Source organism: Acidobacteriota bacterium (genome assembly GCA_016208495.1).
In the GTDB taxonomy this organism is placed as follows: domain Bacteria; phylum Acidobacteriota; class Blastocatellia; order Chloracidobacteriales; family Chloracidobacteriaceae; genus JACQXX01.
Window position 1 is genome coordinate 79670 of the sequence record JACQXX010000109.1, and the last position, 20465, is coordinate 100134.

Here is a 20465-nt window from a genome sequence, read left to right on the forward strand (position 1 = left end):
TGAGAGGCTTTAAAACAGGGGTCAGGGGTCAGGGGCCGGGGGCATAAGCGCCAGGATAAGGAAACAAAGCCCGATCTGGACAAGGGGACAAGGGGGCAAGGAGAAAAAATATTCTCCCGCTCCCACCGTCGGAAGGATGATCTCCTTGTCTCCTTGTCTCCCCAGCTCCTTGTCTCAAACAGGCTCACATTTCCTTATCCTGGCGCTTATGGGGGTCAGAGGTCAGGGTTTAAAAGACATAAAAGACATAAGGGACATAAATTCGAAAATCCCGAATCCCGAATCCCGAACCCCGAACCCCGAACCCCGAACCCCGAACCCTGTCCCCTGTCCCCTATTTCTCCCCCTTTTCCAGCCAATCCAAAATTTCATCAAAGCGATAGCTCCGAACCAGACCTGCCAGTTCATCGGCCAGTGACGTGTCCTGCTGGCGTACCTTTTCAATCAGGCTCATCGCCAGTTCCGTATCTCCGGCCAGCAGTGCAGTGGTTAATGATTGAACCGCATCCGGAGAGAAAATTTGCAACCGGTCAGGAGTGAGTACTGAATCAGCCGAAACTGACACTGGCAACTCACTTTCTTCATAGACATATTTCACGCCCAAATACCTGGCCATCTTCTCAAAAATAACCGGAACCTCAAACGGTTTGGGGACATAGTCATCACATCCTTCACGTAAAAACCGTTCCTGTTCATGGTCAAAGGCTGATGCGGTGAGAGCAATAATCACTGGCTTCCACGAGTGATTTTCGCCTGGATTCTGAGCGCGGATGTGCTGGGTCGCTTCCAACCCATCCATCACCGGCATTCGCATATCCATCCAAATCAAATCAGGTTTCCACGAGGCAGCCAGCGCCACGGCTTCGGCGCCGTCCGAAGACTCCCGAACCTGAAAGCCAACTGATTGGAGCAACCGCGTGAGGAGTAACCGGTTCTCTTCCGTATCGTCCGCCACCAGGATTCGCCACGCGGATTGATTCGGTACCAGTCCAATGACTTCCCGATGCACTTCTTTTGCTTCGGCCTGGGTGGCGACCTGAAGCCTCACGTCAAATTGGAAGGTGGTCCCCTGGCCGAGGGTACTTGAAACCCGAATGTCACCACCCATCAGGCGCACAAAATCACGGCTGATGACCAGCCCCAATCCAGTTCCCTCCTGCATTTTGCGACCACTCTCGGTTTGGACAAACGCTTCAAACAGCCGGACACAATCTGACTCTGAAATGCCACAGCCGGTATCACGAATTTCAAAGTGGAGTTGCCCCGACTGGTCGCCATAACTTTTCCAGGTGGCAGTCAGCGTGATCGAACCCTGACTGGTAAATTTCACCGCGTTGCCAAGCAGGTTGACCAATACTTGTCGGAGTTTTCCTTCATCTCCAGAAACAATCGTCGGAAGGTTGGGGGCAAGCACAAAGTTCAAGGTCAGTTCTTTGGCTTCAGCCCGAATTTGGATCATGTCGCGGACTGACCGCAAAAGTTGGGACAGGTCAAATGTTGTTTCAACCAGGGTGATTTTCCCGGCTTCAATCTTGGCAATCGAGAGCACATCATTGATGAGACCCAGCAAGTGTTGACCACTCCGGGAGATAATCCCGAGTGATTCCCGATGAATGGCCGGCAAACTTGTGTCACGATCCATCAACTGAACAAATCCAAGAATCGCATTGAGCGGGGTGCGCAATTCGTGGCTCATATTGGCCAGAAAAACGCTTTTGGCACGATTGGCTTCAAGGGCACGGTGCTCAGAATCGCGCAACTCCTCGACCGTTTGCGCAAGCTGGCTGGTTCGTTCGGCAATCTTGGCTTGAAGGAGTTCATTGCGACGCCGGAGCGTTCGCAACCGATACCGGAATATCCCATAGCCCCCGAAAATCAGGGTCAGGGTATACCCAAGAAACGCCCACCACGTAAGCCACGGCGCCCGACGGATGGTAAACGACATCCCCACTGGGCCAGAGACATTGCCAAATACATCACGCCCCCAAACTTTGAACCGGTAACTGCCTGGCGGGAGGCTGATGTAGTCACGACTAAATTCCCTGGTCCAGGCCGAAGGATTTGGATCAAGTTCTTCAATCTGGGTGCGATATCGGATTTCGTCTTCCCGAAAAAAGCTCAGGAGGGCGAACTCAAACTGAATATGGTTCTCGTCATAAGCCAGCACCTCACCTTCCGTGAGCGCCCGCCCCTGATCAGGCAACATTGCCCGCTGGATCAACAAGGGTTTTTGGATCTGATTGGTCACTTCTCTGGCCGGGTCTAAAACCGCCACCCCAGCAATTGTCCCAACCCAAATCCTGCCGCGATGGTCAACGGTTGACGCCCCGGTGTTGCATTCATTGCTGGGAAGACCGTCATCGGTGGTGTAGGTATAGATGTGAAATTCAGACTCGTCGTCAGCAGTCGGCGTACGTGGGGTTAATCGTGCAACCCCTTTGTTGGTACATAAATACAGCCGATGTTGTGCATCTTCCTCAATCCGGTAAATGGTGTTATTGGGCAGTGCCGGAGTGGATGTGGTGGAAAGATATGACCATTTCGGGGTTGGTGAATCAAGCGACAACCGGGCCACGCCCAGATTGGTGCCAACCCAGAGACTGCGCTCACCGGTCAGGGTCCGGTACTCGTGCAATGAAAGCACCTGGTTCCCCGGCAATCCGGACCGGGCATCAAAAATATCGGTAATCTGCCCCTGGGCAATCCGGACGAGTCCTTGTCTGGTCCCTGCCCACAGAACCGTTCCGTGCGGAGAAGCAGTCTCCAAAATGGCATGGATGTTCTTGTCGGGCAGCTTCCAGGCTGGTTTGGTCGGAACAATCACCCCGTTTTGCAAGCCAAAAAGACCTTCCTCAGTTCCCAACCACAAGGCCGGCGTGCCATCCGGCGCCCGGGTCGAGTTGATGCACCAGATTGACACCGACTGACTCTCTCCCAGCACGGGAAATACCGTCCATTGCCCATCCTTAAACCGGCAGAGCTTTAAATGGTCCGTTCCAACCCAAAGTACGGACCGGCCATCCGGGTCCCGAGTTTCGCAAAACGAGCGAATCCCGGCATCCAGCGCCCAATTGGTTTCATTGAAATAGGTCCAGGTGCCATCGGGGTTCAGACGGGAAAAGCCTTTTGTGTTGGACCCCAGCCAAACCATATCCGCCCCTGTTTTCTGTTGGGTAACCAGCAGACTGTAGGTCGAATTTTCCGGCAGTCCACTGGCTTTATCGAACCGCATCCAGGTGCCGAGTTGCCATTGAAGAATCCCCAGACCCGCAGTCCCTGCCCAAACCGAAACCGTTCCATTCGGTCCCGGCATCTGGGCCAGACACCAGATGAGGAGATCTGGAACCCCCTGCCGCTCCCCCCAGTGAAGCCAACGTTTCTCCACCAGACACTTCAATCCCCCGGCGTTCCCCACCCAGAGGACCGGTTCTCCTGCCGGGGATTGGGTTTCGAGGAGGCAATGGGCTCCGCCACCGATGCTCAGTGGCGTTCCAGCCAGCGACTTCCAGTTGCTTTCGTTAAAGACCAGCAGGTCACTCGTAAAGGTCCCGGCAACCAGTCGGGGCTGACCGTCGAGGGCGGTGGTTTCAAGCAGACAGGTCACCCCTTCGGAAGGAAGCCCATGGTGCTGGTCATAAACGGTCCAGACACCATCCCGCCACCGGGCAATGCCAGCCCTGGGGCAACCAACCCAAATTTCCCGGTGGCCATCCGGCGCCGTTCGTTCCAGCAGGCTGGAAATTTCAGCCCTGGGATTGGCGGAAAAAGGAATTTCGGCTTGCCACCGCTGGCCAGTCCACCGGGCCAGCCCACGCCAGGTCCCCACCCACAGATCCCACCTACCCTGCCCGTTACTGATTTCTTTTACACAGCGAATCTCGTTGTCCGGCAAACCATCAGTTTTGGTAAAGCACCGCCACTGTCCCCGATCAAGGTGTGCCAGTCCTTCATGGGTGCCGACCCAGAGACTGCCGTCCGATGCCGCCATCAGACAATGAATCCAGTTGGTTTTTAATTCTTTCGGGAGATTGACCACCATCCATGACCGACCATCATAGCGGGCCACCCCGTCCTTGGTACCAGCCCACAAATACCCTTCGCGGTCAAAAACAAGGGAGGTGATGGCATTTTGCGGCAAACCCTCTTTATCGGTGAAGATACGGATATTTGGCCGCCCATAATCCATTGGGTCACTGGTCACAGACGCGCTTGAAGCCGCATGAAGAAGCGGCGTCGGGGACTGGGAAACAGCGGCAAGAGGTAGGGAGAAAAAAAGGAAAAGAAGAACTGTTGAAATCCACCTGACAGGCAACATACAGCACACAATGTAACTGTAGGACCGTCAATGAGTAAAGAGTTTCGAAAAGCGTTCCATTTTCGACCGACAGGGTGGTTGAGGATGAGCAGGATTGAATTCAGTGAGCGGAAGAGCACTACAATTCCTTTGAACCCAAAAACCAAACCGGCTGGCGGATTTAAGATTCGCCAGCCGGTTTGAACTTTCATTCTGGATCCTCATTGTAATCAGACAGGTAAAGCAACCCGTCATATTCAATAAGGCCGATCCGGAATTTCTCTAAAAACCCTTGTCGTCCAAGTAAGGATCGTGGAAATCCAGGATGTTTGACAAAATACACTGTTGTCTCAAAATTCAAATCAAACATCGAAACTTGGATCCAATGACCGTAGGCTTCAGAGATTGAATGAGCACTTCCAAAAGTCCTTAATTCTCCACTTTCGATATCAATCTCCAAATCCTCACCAACTTCTCTTGGGAAAATACAACTGGAAGCACCTGTATCTAATTTCCCATCAACTTCAACCTGTTTTGATCCAAATGTAAGTTTCAAAGGAATTGTGATTTCCCGATTCCCATTGCCATACTCATAGCGAATTGAGAAAGAAAGCTGGTAACCCATTTCAAACTACTTTTACCTCACTTTTTTCCGCAACTGGCTCAATGTAGAAAATTTGTGGAAGCCGTTGACCTTTTGCTCTCGCAATTTGCAAAACTTCACGAAGGTCACGCCCATGGCTGACCAGTATTCCTTCTGAAAGTGAGACCCACTCTCCAAGGTAGCGGGCTCGATTTCTTTTTAACCAGGTTCGATTACAGGCCCAGCGAAAAGCCGAAGCAAACCGTTGCTCTTCCTGGGAAAGCCAATTATCTGGATTGTCTGTATTTTCAGATACAATTTCACCAGTTTTTTGGTCAATAAAAATGAAAATCCAACCAGCTTTGCCTCTAAAATCAACGTCGGGAAGCTCAATGCGAACTTTCCAAACCGATTTTTCAGGAACTTTCTGGACTGCTTGCATCAGAACTGAGGTCTTGCCTGCATACCGTCGGTGGACTGAGTTTAATGCAAGTTCCATGGCTTCAAAGCGGGAGACCATTCCCCAGATCGGTTCAGTAACCCATTGCACAATCTCTTCAGGTTCTTTGGCGGTCAATTCTTGATGGAATTCTTGAAATTCACTCTCTCGATCAACCTCATTTTTAACAATGAAATTCACTCTTGCGTTGTGACACTTGATTTTCACGGTTACTGGACCCGGTTGTTGCTGAGCCACTCTGACTTCTTCACGGTTAATGATTTCCCCCAGTGGGATAAAGATTAAAACCTGCATCGTTGAGAGCTTTTGTCCAAAAAGCCAAATCCCATCCGTCACAATACTGATCGCTCCCTCTTTGGATCCAGAGATTGCTTCAACATCAATAAAAACTGGCGTTTTAGAGGTAGCACTTACGGTATCAACCTCATCTATGACAACGTTCCTCAGCAAACCACGAAACACTCGATCCAACTCATCAAGCATTTCAGATGTAACTGAGTATGGAATTGAGATGGTGACATCCAGGGTTTTCTCAACGAATTGCACCTTGCGATAAAACCGACCAAGTATTTGGATTGAACTTCGCCATTCTTCCGATGAAGCAGGTGTTTGACATTCAATCAGCGTCTGCTGGTGTTCTGTGTTCAAATGAAATCGGTTTGCCTTCATCAATAGCCAGGCCAGCCGGGTAAAATGAATTCCGGCTTGAGTCGAACCGCCTTTCATTGAAAAACGAACTTGATTTGAACTGGCCATTTGAATATTGGGAGTTATTGAACCACGCCATTCAATGTTGGGCCATTCATCTTCTAACTCAATCAGGAACTGAACTTCTTGATTGACCGCTCGACTTGAGATTTTTTGAATTCGAAGCTGAATCGGAGTTTCAGGAATTACAAACCATCCGTTTTGCAAAAGCTGCGTAACACCTTGAACTTTCAAATCAATTGTTTGGGGAAAGAGAAAAATGCTTTCACCAAATTCGATTTCTGAATCTATCGGCACTGTCTTCACGTGGCTTTCGCCAAAATCCAATTCCACACCAGGAAAAATGATTGCAATGGGAGGAACAAGATCAGGGCTAATTTCAGTCATTTGCATACTTTAACCTCATTAACCAATGCTACCCCATTTGACGGTTCATCACCTACTTATCTTTACTTCCCAATCATCACGGTTACCTCAGCCGTTTCAATATTTCCAGCATCGTCGCGCCCGGTAAAAACAAAGGTATAGGTCCCTTCCGGTGCCGTTGACTTAACCGAGTAGCCAAACCCAACCGCCGAACCCGTGGTAGTTAACTGGGTTGGAGTAAATTTCAGCCCGGTTTTCTTCAGCAGGGATTTATCCGGTGCCGAAACCAGAATATTGCCCTGAAAGCCTCCAATCCGATTGATTGTCACTGCTAAAACGCCTTTATCCTTTCGCTTCAAGTTCAATTCAGGTGGGTCAATGCTGAGCGTAAACCCAGGGCGAATCACTTCAATCGGCACCTCCACCGTCTGTACCAGATCTGCAAACGTGCCGGTGATGGTGACGGTAATCGTTGAGGGTTCAGCATTCGAAGGCGCACTGATGGTCAGGGTCGTCACACCACCTGGTGCCACCTGGTGCGTTCCAAGCTGCGCGCTGACGAACTCATCAGACGACTCAACGCTCAGGTTCACTGGCTGCTGGAAACCGCCAATCCCCTGAACTCCAACTTGCAAGGTGGTTGATTGCCCAATCACGACTGATCCTTCACCTGGATTGACCACCAGGGCAAACTCACCCGCCACCGTAATTTCAACCGAAACAATCAAGGTATGCGCGATGTCTTCATAGGTGCCCGTCACCACCAGATCATAAGTTCCCGGCGGAGTATTCAGACTGGTATTGACCAGCAGCGAAGCCGACTGCCCCGGCAGAGCAAATCCAGTTGGAAAAGCCACCGCAACCTGGGTGGTCGGCGATTCAACACTGAGCGTCACCGGGCGGTCAAATCCATTGAATCCCTCGACTTGAATTGAAAAATTCCCGGCACCACCTTGAGGAATCATCAGTACTTCCGGATCCGCCACAAGCCCAAAATCCGGCGGTTCAGGCGGCGCCGTGATGGAAAAGTTCGCCGGGCTGGTGCCGCTTCCGGCATTGAGTTCGACATCAAATGCCGTCACCCGAATCCGCCCCTGAGTTGTTTCCGCCGCCGGGACCGTCCAGGCAAAACTTTGAGCCGACCCAAATACCCCGGCGGCCACGGCAATGTCATAACTTTTCCCGCCGTTGGTTGAAAGGGCAATATCGTGCTTGATGACCTCGGTGTCATCAGTGGATGTCCAGGTAATTTCAAAAAACGAGCCTGGAACAACTTGTTCGCCACCTTTGGGAGCAGTGACGGTGACGGTTGGGGGTTTTCCATCCGGCACCCGATCTGCCAGTACCGTGTAGGTCTGGCGTCCAGTACACCCAATCGTATCCTGCACCCGCAGTGTAAAAGTGAAACTCCCTCGGGTTGTTGGACGCCCTGAAAATTCACCGGCCTGGGAAAAACTGACGCCGGTGGGAAGGGTTCCCTCCACCAGTTCAAACCGGTAGGGCGCGGTGCCGCCAGTCCCGGTCAATTTGACCTGATATGGTCTTCCAAGCGCGGCAGTGGGGAGCGACCCAGGGCTGATGCCCAATTTTGGGCAGCCTGGAATCCCAACGGTGATCGAATATGTTTGACGCGTCCGGCAGCCCAGGTCATCAATCACCTGGATGGTAAATGTGGAAATGCCGTCCACGACGGGTACGCCAGAAATTGTCCCGCTTTGTGACAGCGTCAACCCAGACGGCAAACGTCCCTCAATAATCGAGAAGGTATAGGGCGCCGAGCCGCCGACCACGCCGAAGACTTGCTGGTATGGATCGCCTGCCGTTCCATTCTGCAAAGTTGCCGGGTTGAGTGAAAACGGCTGGCAGCCACCTGGAATGACCGTCACCGTCAAGGTTTGATTCAAAGTACAATTGCTGGCGTCAGTCACCAGAATCGTGAAGGTAAAATCCCCGGCCAATGTCGCGGTACCAAATAAAACCCCATCTGTCGTCAGGGTAACGCCTTCTGGCAAAACACCATCCGTCACCTGGAAGAAGTATGGCGCGGTGCCTCCACTGGCCGTCAGGGTTTGATTGTACACCTGGAATTCCTGGCCTAATGGCAACAGCGTTGGGCTGAGTTTAATGGTCGAACATCCTCCGCCGGGTTCATCAATCACAATCGTGTAACTGAGGCTACCAGAACAACTGTTTGAATCAGTTGCGGCCAAAACAAATGAATAACTTCCTGCTGTTGTTGGAGTTCCGGAGAAGGTTCCAGTTGGTGAGAGCACAATTCCCGGCGGAATTTCTCCGCTAATCACACCAAACGCATAGGAACCATTGCCACCTGAAGCGACCACCGTCTGGTTATATGCCGTTCCAACCACCCCGTTCGGTAAGACTGATGGATTGAGGCTGATTGTACCGCATCCCCCCGAACCAGTAATCGCCACCGTGTAGGTTCGCTGCCCGGTGCAGCCATTCGTGTCAGTTGCACCAACCGTACAGGTAAAGCTCCCAGCAGTTGACGGTGTGCCGGAAAGAGTGCCGCTTGAATTCAGGGTCAATCCCGGCGGAAGACTGCCTGATAAAACCGCAAACGTATAAGGAGCACTTCCCCCTGTGGCACTGATCGTCTGGTTGTAAGCCGTTCCAATCGTCCCCCCCGGTAACGAAGTGGGATTGACAGTGATCGTCGGGCATTCAAGTCCATCAACCTTGAGCGCATAACTCGGCGTCACGACACACCCATTGCCGTCAATCACGCGAATGGTGAAATTTGCGGTTCCCGATACCGTTGGAACTCCGGAAATCGTGCCGCTGCTTGATAACGTGACGCCGGTCGGGAGTGAACCTGACAACAGTGAAAAGGCGTACGGCGACTGCCCGCCGCTGGCAGTGAGAACCTGGTTGTAATTTGTTCCAACCATTGCATTTGGTAGGGTTGACGGCGTAACGGTGATCGTTGGACAAGGGACGGCATCAATCGTCAGCGTATACGTCCGACTGCTGCTGCATTCGTTGGCATCAGTCGCTCGCACAGTGAAACTAAATGAATTGGGCACGGTCGGTGTTCCGGTAATCGCCCCCGCACTTGAAAGCGATAACCCGGTTGGCAAACTGCCCGAGGTCACCGAAAAGGCGTATGGCGACTGTCCCCCAGTAGCACTGATCGTCTGACTATACGTCGTTCCCACCGTACCATTTGGCAGCGTTGTTGGACTGATCGAAATTGCGGGGCAGCCGCCGCCATCTGAAATGGTCAATGTGCCAGGAGTAGTGGTAAACGGGATTTCATTTCCACCATCATTCAGAGCCTGGGTAAACCGAGTCGCAAATGGGTTATCAGCTGAGGCATCCAGCGGATAAGAACCAGTCGGCGCAGTTGGTCGAATGGGCACGGTGACGGTGCAAAAAATACCCGTCCCGCTGTTGATCCGGGCATTATTATTGGGTGGAACCAACTCGATTCGAATCGCACTGGCATCGCCAAGTTGAAGCGGAAAGGCAAATAAATCAGTGGATTGATAGGTATTTGGAATCAATGGTCCAGCCGTACGAGTATATTCGGTCACATCCACATCAACCACGGCTGGGTCCACCGGGATTTCAATTTCCACGGTTCCGGGTCTGGCGTTATTGCTTGAACCGACGGTCAAACTGACTTCGATTTGGACTGATGTCGTTCCAGGCGTGATCGTAGGCGAATTGAAACTCACATTGACTGGCGTTTGCCGAAACATCCCGCCGCCCCGCCCCGCCGCCTTGACCTCAGTCACTGGCCGGGCTGACCACACCGAAAGCAGCGTTGCCACAATCAGGCACAAACTCACCCCAAGCCGAATCGCCACTAATCGGCGACCATAGACAAATCCCGTGTACCCCATAGAAACCCTTTATGTTGGAAGATATAAGTGCGTTCGCGAACCGACATCAGAAACTGAAATGGAGGAAGGAAGAATATTCAATCTTGAGACACAAAGCAAAGTCGGGCGAACAATTACGATGACAAAATAATACCAGTTTGTAGTCAGTAGTCAGTAGTCAGTAGTTCACTAAGTTCATTTCATTAAATGATTTAATTGTTTTTAATACGAACACTTTGATGCAAAACACAATAACACACAGCATACACCAATTCTGAACTCTCACCCTGTCACTCTCTCACCCTGTCACCTTGTCACTCGTTCAAAACCTGCTGTGATTGGACCGCCGCCGCCGAAGCAACCGGAATGACCTTGAGCAATCGGGCGCGTGGGTACTGTCCACCAAATGACTGCTCGCTCACAACTGAAAAATTGGTATCAAACCCTTTGGAAGCAAACCATTGTGAATGATAATCCAGGATGACCCACCACTGGCGCACCTCTGGATGTTCTCGCATCTTCAAAATCTGTCCCTGACTTCTTGGGCGATATTCTGCTTTGATCAAAGCATCTTGTAGGCCATACTGCGGAGCATAAAACATCAAGACAATATCGTCATAATCTGGATCAATGACAATTTTATCTCCAGGTTGAGCCTGGGCCTGGATCGCGGCAAAGACTGGTCGCAGGTCGGTATCGCGTTCCGGCATCCGGTAGTAACGCACCAGCCCCAGCGTGAGAACCAGACAGACAATGCTCCCTGCCCCCCATACCATCCAGCGGCGCGGAAGCCGATCCAGTGCCATGGCAACCAGCAAAAACAAATAAGGCGTGATAATGATCAAATATCGTGACAGGTGGATGCTCTGACGGAGCGAAACCCAAAAGGCAACAGCCAGCGGCACAAGAAATACAATGGCGGCAAAATATTGTTTTTCTTCGGCTTTCACAAAGCTCCGGGCACTCAACCCCAGTGCGATCAGAAGCGCGACCAAAATCAAGGTGCCACCAGCGGCATAATACACAAGCACATATCCATACAGACCGAAATGACCTACGCCATGAATGAAAACCTGTCCTAAATCAATCAGTTCCGAGGCACACCCAATGACGGCTTCCTTGATGAAAACCAACACGTTAAAGGCAGCTTCCAGCGGCGGAGTTGGTGAGCGCCAGGGTTGGCCCCGTCTGGCTTGAAAGAGGAAAATCGGCACCCAGGGGGCAAAAAGTAACCCAATGGCCACCTGCGCCCGAACCCAGGTCATCAACCGGGGCTTCCAGAGCTCAAGATTGCGTGAGCGTTGCCAGCTCTGAAATACGGCCAGCGCAAAATGCACATTGAGGGCTGCCACAATGAGCATGCCAAAGTAGTGGGTATACATCCCCCCAACACCACACAGAATATAGACGAGAATCGCCGGGAGATGTCCCTGTTCGCTTTCAAACCAGTACCGATAAGCCAGTGCCGCCGCCAGCGAAAAGACCGTCACCAGCGTATACATCCGCACTTCCTGGGCAAAGTACACCTGGTGCGCTGACAAAACTAAAAAGCCAGTCATCAGGAGTGCCGCACGCTCACTGGCAATCCGACGGGCAATCAGGTAACTCAGCATCAAAATTCCGAGACTCAGTCCGACGGTCAATACTCGTAAACCGGCCACTGATTGGCCAGCCACGGCGGCCCAGACTTTCAAAACCAGATAAAACAATGGCGGATGCATATCACCAGCCGCCAGCCGGATGTTCTCTACCCAGGATTGATTTGAGACATTGAGCGAATAAACCTCGTCATACCAGAAATTTTGCCCGGTCAGGTAATACAATCGGGTCAGCAGAGCGAGCCCCAGGAGCAGGCAAAATCCTTTATGCGTGGCAAGCCAGGAGGACAGGTGGGGGGCTGGGGGCTGGGGGCTGGGGGCTGGGGGCCGGGGTTGAGATATGGGAGTTGTATTCATTACGTGGTTGATGATGGGGGAACAAGGCAGATTTGGGGAACGCTGCCTGGTTAATTCAGATACAAAATGATGCCCGACACGGCACCGTACAGAATCAGATTTACCAGCGAGGATGGATCGTTGAGCAAGGCTTTATCAGGACTCCCGCCCTGATTCTTGTGATGAATCAGATACAGATAGCGAAAGATGCCATAGAGCACAAAAGGAATCGTGTATTTCAAGTTGGGATGTTTGGTGCCTGTTTCAGAAGAAATCGTGTACATGGCATAACACACCAGAGTCGAAGCCGTCACAATTGAAATCATTTGCTCAAGCAGGTCAACACTGTATTCACCCAGAATTTTGCGATGAGTTGCCGCATCTTCTTCGAGTAACAGCAGTTCATGGCGACGTTTCCCAAGGGCCAAAAACAGTGACAGCAACATGGCACAAATCAAAAGCCAAGGCGAAATAAAGACTTGCAGGACTTCGGCCCCAGCAATCGCCCGGAGGACAAAGCCCGCCGCCACGCAAAATACATCCAGAATCACCAGGTGTTTGAGCCGAATCGAATACGCGACCTGCAAAAAGAAATACACCAGCGCCACATAGAAGAATGGCCTGGAGAGCAGCCAGCCAGCCAGGAGCGACGACACGGCCAGGACCACAAACGCGGCAATTCCGACCGGAACCGGCAATTGCCCCGAAGCCAGCGGGCGATGGCACTTCACCGGATGAACCCGGTCATTTTCCAGGTCCATCAGATCATTGAGCAGATAAATACTGCTGCTCAAAAAGCAAAAGACCGCACAGGCAGCGAGAACCTTGGCCGATTCCGACCAAACCATCAGGCGTTCGGAAAAAATCAAGGCTGGAAAAATCAAGACATTTTTGGTCCACTGCTGTGGACGCATGGCAAGAATGAGGGCTTTGGTGTAATCCACACCCTGGCTCAATGAAAGTGCTGTCATAAGGATGAAAGGGAGACGAGATTTGAAAACCGGGTATCCTACCCGGTTTTCATCACTTTGCACAAGCAGGCCCGGTTATTGACTCCGTTGCGGAAAGGTCATTTCAAATTGGCAATCCCGCCCGGAGAGCGCCGGAGAGTAGCCGGTGGGCAGCCTGCTTTGAGGCGCACCCACCGGAAGGCAGGCCGCGAATGGTTTGCGCCCGGATGGGCGCTGGATCAAAACTTCAAGGACCTCGGGAATTTTCGCCGAGACCTTTCCGGTGAACGCTTCCAGCGCCCATCCGGGCGCGAGCGAAATGGGCATGGATCCGGTGGTATGCCCAAAGCGGCAAACCACCGGCTACTTTCCGGCGCCCATCTGGGCGAAAGCCGACCTTTCCACAACGGAGGGTTACTGAAGGAGTCTGGCTTCGAGTTCGAACCCGTCCTTGCATTCAATGAGTGAAAACGGCTTGGTCTGGATAGGTGGAAAATGGTATAGGTAGGTCTCCTTTTGTTCCTGGCTCCTGGTTTTGGTTCTTGTTTCCATGGATTTCCAGGTTGCGTACCAATACCGGCCCATTGCTCAAGAAATCCCAAGCAATTTCCCTGCAAGTCTATGAATTCAACGGCTGTACCTCTTTCCGCACACATCAAATCGCGTCTGTTTTTCTACCTTGTGATCGGTTTTCTTTCCGGCTGTATGCTCTGGCTGATAGAAGGCATCGAACGCACGTTTTCCCTTAAACACAACTTTGTTCAATCTGGCGAAGGCACAATCTTCTGGCTTTATTTTGTGGTTACCGCACTTGGCGGCCCGTTGTGGGGACTGTTTCTTGGTTTCACGTCCAGTCTCCGGCTGATTGGATTTCAAGCAATTTCAGGTGAAACACCTAACCGGGTCGGAAAATTTGAAATCCCCGGCCACTGGCGGCAACGAGTCTCGGGTATGACCGCCGTTTTTGTGTTCTTTGGCCTGCTGACCGTTCTCTTCCCGGTGTATTTCAGCGATCCACTCTATGGAATGTTTGCCGGAGCGACCGAAAAAATGTGGGCCTTTCGGCTGGTATTTGGCCATCGCAAGATTTCGACCGCACTGATCCTGGTGGGATTGACCTTCCTGTTTTGTGTGCTGGATGAACTGGCAACCACCAGCCTGCTGCCACATTCCCAGGAAACTTCGCGGCTAAAGCTGTCGCCTCGGTTTGCCAAATTGCTCAATCCACAGCTTGTATATCCGGTTTTATCCCTCGCCGGGCTGTGGCTGCTGGTGGTGAGTTATTTTGCCGACGCCAACATTATGGTCACTCGCCGCGATTTGAGCTTTCACGTGCCGATGTATCTCACGGCGTTCACATCCTCCCTGATTCTGTCGGCTCTTTTGTACCGGCTCGTCATCGTCACGCGATTTGGCGGCGCGGTGATTGGAGTTTTGGTGCTGGCCGTGGCCGGTGCTTCATTTTTTGCCTCGCGGCAGTATGAAGCCAATCAGAACCTGAAATCGCTCTTCTGGCGGCGCGGCGTGGTGGCGAAACGCTATGTGAATTTTGCCCGGTCCCTGACCAATGGCGAGCAAAAAGACTTTACCGCGGTTATTGCCCAGAATTCCCCAGCGTCAACCAGACCGGACCAGCACGATTTGATCCCGGTACCTCCGGTTTCCGCTGCCGAGAACCCAAATCAATCCGGGCCTGACGCTGCCTCACCGACCATCAAACAAACCCTGACGTCAGCACTCACAACCGTGGCAACGGCGCTGGGCGGATCAGTTCCGACCCAACTTTCAACTGCTGTTTCAGGCCCGCGAAATGTGATTTTTCTCTCGATTGACACGCTTCGAGCCGACCATATGAGCATTTATGGCTATAAGCGCCATACCACGCCCAACCTGGATCGGTTTGCGAAACAAAGCATTTTCTTCGAACACGGCTACAGTAGCGGCACCAACACCGGCCATTCGTTTTCTTCAATTATGCGTTCGGCCCAGGGTGACGGTATTTTTGACAACAGCGTGCCGACGGTTGCCAAAATGTTTGTAGACAAGGGATATCAAACCGCCTTCATCACCAGTCCGAAGACCAAAACCTGGCTCTATAAAGGTCGCTGGTTTGAATACAAGCAAATCATGATGGAGAGCTATCAGGAAATTACCCACGAAGAAGCCCGCTTCTGGAAAGCCGACGAGATGACCAACCGGTCAATTGATTTGCTCAAACGGATGAAAGACAAAGGGCCGTTTTTTGCCTGGATTCACTACACGGATCCACACGCGCCCTACGAAGCCCATGCCGAATGCGGCTATGGCGAGACTGACCCGGATATTTACGACAGTGAAATTACCTTCACCGACCTGCACATTGGACGGTTGCTCGCCTATATGCAGGAATCCGGGCTGTTAAACAACACGCTGATTGCTTTTACTTCTGATCACGGCGAAGGCTTTAACGAACATGGCGCCCTCGAACACGGCTGCCTTCCCTACATTGAACAGGTGTTTGTGCCCTTCTGGGTCTATGTCCCCGGCGCCGAACCAAAGCGGTTGGCCATGCCGGTTTCTCACGTGGACATTGCTCCGACCATGCTGGCCTATGCTGGAATCACCCCTCCCGACCAGTATGAAGGCATTGATCTGGCCAAACTTGCCCGAGGTGAAGTGGCACCACACCCACACGTCATTTGCGAAACACCACGCAATATTCCCGAAGGGACCTTCTTTGCCTGGTCGTTGATTGAAGGTGATTGGAAAATCATTTACGACCGGGTTGGAAGCAACTGGCAACTCTATCATTTAAAAGAGGATCCGCTGGAACAACGGAATCTGGCGGACCTGGAAACCCAAAAATTCTCTAACTTAAAACAGAAACTTGGTCAATATCTGGCTCAACAGGCCAGGCGCAAAGACTATTCTAACTGGCGGCGGTTTGAATTTCGGTTTGGAAGCTGAGAAAACCAGGGCTGAGGGCTGAAGGCTCAGGATATTGAGCCCGATTTCTTCAGCCCGACGTCTTCAGCCCTTAGCCCCTCAATTTCTTATGCAACATTTTGTCATCATCACGGGACTCAGCGGATCGGGAAAACATTCGGCGGTGAAAACCTTCGAAGACCTTGGCTATTTCTGCGTTGATAACCTGCCAATCAAGCTTTTGCCGACATTTGCCGAGCTGTGCCAACGGTCAGGGGAAAATCTGGAACGGGCCGTGGCGGTGCTGGATATGCGGGAACCCCATTTTCTGGATGAATTTGCCGAAATTTACTGCTCGCTTCGCAACCGCCAGCCGCATCCACAACTGTTTTTCATTGAAGCCTCTGACGAAGTGTTGCTCCGACGTTTTAGCGAGACCCGGCGTCCGCATCCGATGAGCAACCGGGACCGAAAGCGCCGCAGCCTTCCCGAAGCGATTGCCGCCGAACGCGAACTGCTCAAACCAATTCGGTCGCTGGCTGAAAATGTGATTGATACCTCGGAACACACCGTTCATTCGCTCAAAAAAGCATTGCTGGAGGTGCTCCATCCGGAAGAAACTCAAACCCGGATGCAAATCACCGTGATGAGCTTTGGCTTTAAACACGGATTGCCGATTGAATCAGATGTGGTGCTCGACGTGCGGTTTTTGCCCAATCCGTACTTTGTGCCAGAACTCCGCGACCAGACCGGCAAGCAAAAAGGGGTGATTGATTTCCTGAAAAAAAATCAGGAAGTGGTTGAAACCCAGAAACGATTTGCTGACTTGCTGGAATTTATCGTTCCCCGGTATGCCCGCGAAGGCCGCAGTTATTTGACCATTGCCATTGGTTGCACGGGCGGTCGCCATCGTTCAGTGATGACCGCCGAGGTCCTGGGCCGCAACCTGAAAAAACTGGGGTACAGCGTTCGGGTGCTGCATCGGGATATTGAGAAGAAGTAGTGCAACTTGTCAGTACCACCTGCGTGAGCGGGTGGGCCCAGAAACCAGGCTACTCGTGGAAAATGAAAACGGGGGACGTGATGGGAACGTCCCCCGTTTGTGTTGTACATTCAAAGTGGCGTCAAGCCACCGCACTCCAGATTTGTTAGACCATTTTGTAATGAACCACTCATAACAGAAAACAGTCAAGTAATTCAATCAAAGAAGGTTAGTGAACTACTGACGACTGACGACTGGCTACTGACTGGCATTATTTGATCACAAACCGAAATTCAACCAGCGTTGAAACAGTTTTGCCTTGTGGTTCATATCGCCACGAACGAACGGCATCAAGGGCAGCTTCCCGCAAGCGATAATCACCTTTTAACACCCACGCCTGGGCCACATCTCCATTTGGACCAACGATAACCCGGATTACCACAGGTCCCTGAACATGCTGGGCTTTCGCCACGACAGGATATTCGGGCAGATTTCGCTCAATCACCGGCAATGAAGTCACTGATGGTCCAACCACAACCTGGGTTGAATTCTGTGCCTGTGCCGTGACGGTCACAGTCAAACAGAGGACACATGAAAGAAAAAACGACGTTACGATGGTGTGCAACATATGAAAAACGAACTCCTTTTCTTTAGTCATCCAACCAGAGCCAGCATCGGTTTGTGCCCGACGTGACATCCCATTGTGATTGGATGAAAATACAGTCTCAGTGTTTAAGAAAGCGGTTTCGTTCCGATTGGATCGGGTGAAATCAACTTTCCTTCGACGCCGAGGAGTATGCAAGGAGTAAGTTTCGATCACATCGCCAACCTGTAACATCTCTTTGACGGAAGTGTAACGATTGGGGTCAGGGGCATAAGGCGCCAGGATAAGGAAATGTGGGCCTGTTTGAGACAAGGAGACAAGGAGACAAGGAGATCCTCCTCCCGACGTTGGGAGCGGGAGAATATTTTTTCTCCTTGTCCCCTTGTCCCCTTGTCCCCTTGTCCAGATCGGGCTTTGTTTCCTTATCCTGGCGCTTATGGGGGTCAGGGTCAGGGTCTTCGAAGAAGTTGTTTTTATGTCCTTTTCGTCCTTTTTGTCCTTTTTGTCTTTTTCTCGAAAACCCGGAACCCGGAACCCGGAACCCGGAACCCGGAACCCGGAACCCGGAACCCGAAGACTTCACTCTTCCCGCTTCGGGACCTCAACCTGATACCGGCTGAATTCATACAAGATTGGTTTGAGAAACGGGTATTTCTTTGAATGCAGGATGGTCACAAGCTGGCCTTGCCGGGCGTTGTACCATTCGGGTTCGGTGACTTCACAGACCCCGCTGATTGGTTCACCAACTGGATCATCTGAAATAAAATGGATTTCATACTTGTTATGCAAGCGCTGGCGAAACTCAGTGATATGTCCGACGTAGGTATCACCATTGGCTGTCAGCCAGCGATGAGTCAATGTTCGCCACAGTTCCTGGATAAACCAAAAACCAAAAAGACCAACCAAAATCACCCAGAACGTGCTTTTGGACGACAACACCAGGACAAGCCCGGCCAGCAAAGCCAGTCCCTGAAACAGATGATTGCCAATTTGTCCCAGACTATTTCGCACTCGAACTGGTCGTGGCGTTTCAAGTCGAAGTTCTTCCAGAGCCACTGGTTGAGGATTGCGTTCCAATGCGATTGGCTGACACCGCTCGCAGAGGTTCCGCACCGGGTCAAATTTGTCGGCTTGATGGCAAATTTCACAACGGGTTGGAAGAAATTCTTTTTTGACCAGGAGTTTTTCTGAGCCCATAAACACCACCACGAATGAAGTCAGTACCACCGGCGTCAGCGGGTGGGGATTGAAGGCAAATCATACCAGCTTGAAGCCAGAAGTCCATCAAATCCATTTTTTTCAGTTATTTGACTATCTAGTCATTCTCTTAGGAGAATTTCAAAGGATCACACCCACCCGCTGACGCAGGTGGTATTGACCTCATCCTTACAAAAGGTACTTGTCACAAGCAAACATTCTCAGGCAGAATGGGGTTGTCATTCTCTCCCCCTTACAATTCAGGATTTCAGGTATCAGCGCTTGAACGCACTTTTTTGCCTCACGCAATTGAATTCGTTTGCTTACCGCGTTGCCGCCCCGGCGACTCAGCCGATGTGTGCCCCGTCCGCGGTTGGTCGTGAGGCTGTATCCATTTCTATTATTCGAATTTCAATTATTGCCATTCGCACTCAAGGCGTGAGGGCTACCTGACACCCAACTGCACAAGTTGAAAGTGACACCAAAGCCACCACGCCAGACCCGGCGGGTGGCTTTTTTGATTTTTGAGGAGAAACACACCAATGTCCGTCGCCACCGTTCCATCAACCGAATCTGAGGTACCCAGTCACACACACACCGCCTGGCCGATCTCCTTTCAGGATGTTGTCACCGCATCGCGTCAACTCCGGCAATACCTGCCAGTGACGCCGCTCCGGAATTATCAGGCTCTGGATCAGGCTGTGGGCCATAACATTCAAGTCCATGTGAAGCACGAAAACCACTTGCCGACCAATTCTTTCAAGGTCCGCAATGGGTTAAGTGTGCTGGCTTCGCTGACACCCGAACAACGCAAGCACGGTGTGGTCGCCGCGACGCGTGGAAATCATGGTCAGGGCGTCGCATGGGCTGGCGCACTCCTGGGTATCCCAGTTATTATCTGCGTCCCCCTCTCAAACAATCCTGAAAAAAACGCAGCCATGCGCGGCTTTGGAGCAACCGTGATCGAAGATGGTCACGATTATGACGAAGCCATTCGTGTCGCTCAGGAGCTGGTTCATTCGCGTGGAATGACCCTGGTCCACGCCACCAACAACCGACGAGTGCTGGCTGGTGCCGCAACCATGTCGCTTGAAATGGTGGTGGATCAGGCGGCTGAACTCGATGCCGTGGTCATGGCCATTGGCGGCGGTTCAATGGCCGTCGGAGCGTTGACGGTGCTCCGCAAACTGCGTCCGGAAATCGAAGTCTACGGTGTCCAGGCAGAAGGCGCATCGGCCATGCACGAATCGTGGCACGCCGGGCAACCAGTGGTGAAACATACCGCCCAGACGATTGCCGATGGACTGGCTACCCGTGGCGTCTATGAAATGACGTTTAGTACCCTCCGCGAAGGACTCACCGATTTCATCACGGTCAGCGATGAACTCATCGCCGAAGCCGTCCGCATGCTGCTCAAAACAACCCACAATCTCGCTGAAGGCGCGGGCGCCGCCGGGCTGGCTGGATTGCTGTCGCTCCGTGAACGGCTGGCCGGCAAACGGGTCGGGATTGTTCTCTCGGGATCAAATATTGATGAAACCACCCTTCGCTGGGTGATGAAAGCCGCTTGAAGCCGGGGCTGAGAAAACCAGGGCTTGGGGCTGAGGGCTGAAGATATTGGGCTGAAGACTTCGA

12 protein-coding genes are annotated in these 20465 nt (G+C 51.9%); 3 read left to right on the forward strand and 9 right to left on the reverse strand.

Annotation, left to right across the window (positions count from 1 at the left end; all coding sequences use genetic code 11):
- Window positions 1-334: 334 nt before the first annotated feature.
- The 7 genes from HY774_22405 to HY774_22435 form a co-directional block, all read right to left on the reverse strand.
- On the reverse strand, window positions 335-4201 hold the full coding sequence (locus HY774_22405) for a response regulator (protein MBI4751241.1): 3867 nt from the start codon (window positions 4199-4201) through the stop codon (window positions 335-337).
- 301 nt (window positions 4202-4502) lie between these two features.
- Entirely contained in the window at window positions 4503-4850 is a 348-nt protein-coding gene (locus tag HY774_22410; GenBank protein MBI4751242.1) for a hypothetical protein, read from the reverse strand.
- Window positions 4851-4920: 70 nt separating this feature from the next.
- Window positions 4921-6438, reverse strand: a complete 1518-nt coding sequence (locus tag HY774_22415; GenBank protein MBI4751243.1) for a hypothetical protein — start codon at window positions 6436-6438, stop codon at window positions 4921-4923.
- A 56-nt stretch (window positions 6439-6494) separates the two neighbouring features.
- Entirely contained in the window at window positions 6495-10280 is a 3786-nt protein-coding gene (locus HY774_22420) for a putative Ig domain-containing protein (GenBank protein MBI4751244.1), read from the reverse strand.
- A 293-nt stretch (window positions 10281-10573) separates the two neighbouring features.
- The gene (locus tag HY774_22425; GenBank protein MBI4751245.1) at window positions 10574-12214 is read right to left on the reverse strand and encodes a glycosyltransferase family 39 protein; all 1641 of its coding nucleotides are present in this window, start codon (window positions 12212-12214) and stop codon (window positions 10574-10576) included.
- 50 nt (window positions 12215-12264) lie between these two features.
- A complete protein-coding gene (locus HY774_22430) occupies window positions 12265-13164 on the reverse strand; it encodes a decaprenyl-phosphate phosphoribosyltransferase (GenBank protein MBI4751246.1) in 900 nt (299 codons plus the stop codon).
- A gap of 75 nt (window positions 13165-13239) precedes the next feature.
- Complete coding sequence (locus tag HY774_22435) at window positions 13240-13503, reverse strand: hypothetical protein (GenBank protein ID MBI4751247.1); 264 nt, start codon at window positions 13501-13503, stop codon at window positions 13240-13242.
- Window positions 13504-13764: 261 nt separating this feature from the next.
- On the opposite strand from HY774_22435, the gene HY774_22440 reads away from it, so the two are divergent.
- Both HY774_22440 and rapZ read left to right on the forward strand, forming a co-directional pair.
- On the forward strand, window positions 13765-16089 hold the full coding sequence (locus tag HY774_22440; GenBank protein MBI4751248.1) for a sulfatase: 2325 nt from the start codon (window positions 13765-13767) through the stop codon (window positions 16087-16089).
- An 88-nt stretch (window positions 16090-16177) separates the two neighbouring features.
- Entirely contained in the window at window positions 16178-17050 is an 873-nt protein-coding gene (rapZ, locus tag HY774_22445; protein ID MBI4751249.1) for an RNase adapter RapZ, read from the forward strand.
- Between the two features lie 250 nt (window positions 17051-17300).
- Here the strand turns inward: rapZ and HY774_22450 are convergent, their stop codons facing one another.
- Window positions 17301-17657: an energy transducer TonB gene (locus HY774_22450; protein MBI4751250.1), complete on the reverse strand. Its 357-nt coding sequence runs from the start codon at window positions 17655-17657 to the stop codon at window positions 17301-17303.
- A gap of 555 nt (window positions 17658-18212) precedes the next feature.
- Window positions 18213-18830, reverse strand: a complete 618-nt coding sequence (locus tag HY774_22455) for a hypothetical protein (GenBank protein MBI4751251.1) — start codon at window positions 18828-18830, stop codon at window positions 18213-18215.
- A gap of 542 nt (window positions 18831-19372) precedes the next feature.
- On the opposite strand from HY774_22455, the gene HY774_22460 reads away from it, so the two are divergent.
- Complete coding sequence (locus tag HY774_22460) at window positions 19373-20401, forward strand: threonine/serine dehydratase (GenBank protein ID MBI4751252.1); 1029 nt, start codon at window positions 19373-19375, stop codon at window positions 20399-20401.
- Window positions 20402-20465: the final 64 nt, after the last annotated feature.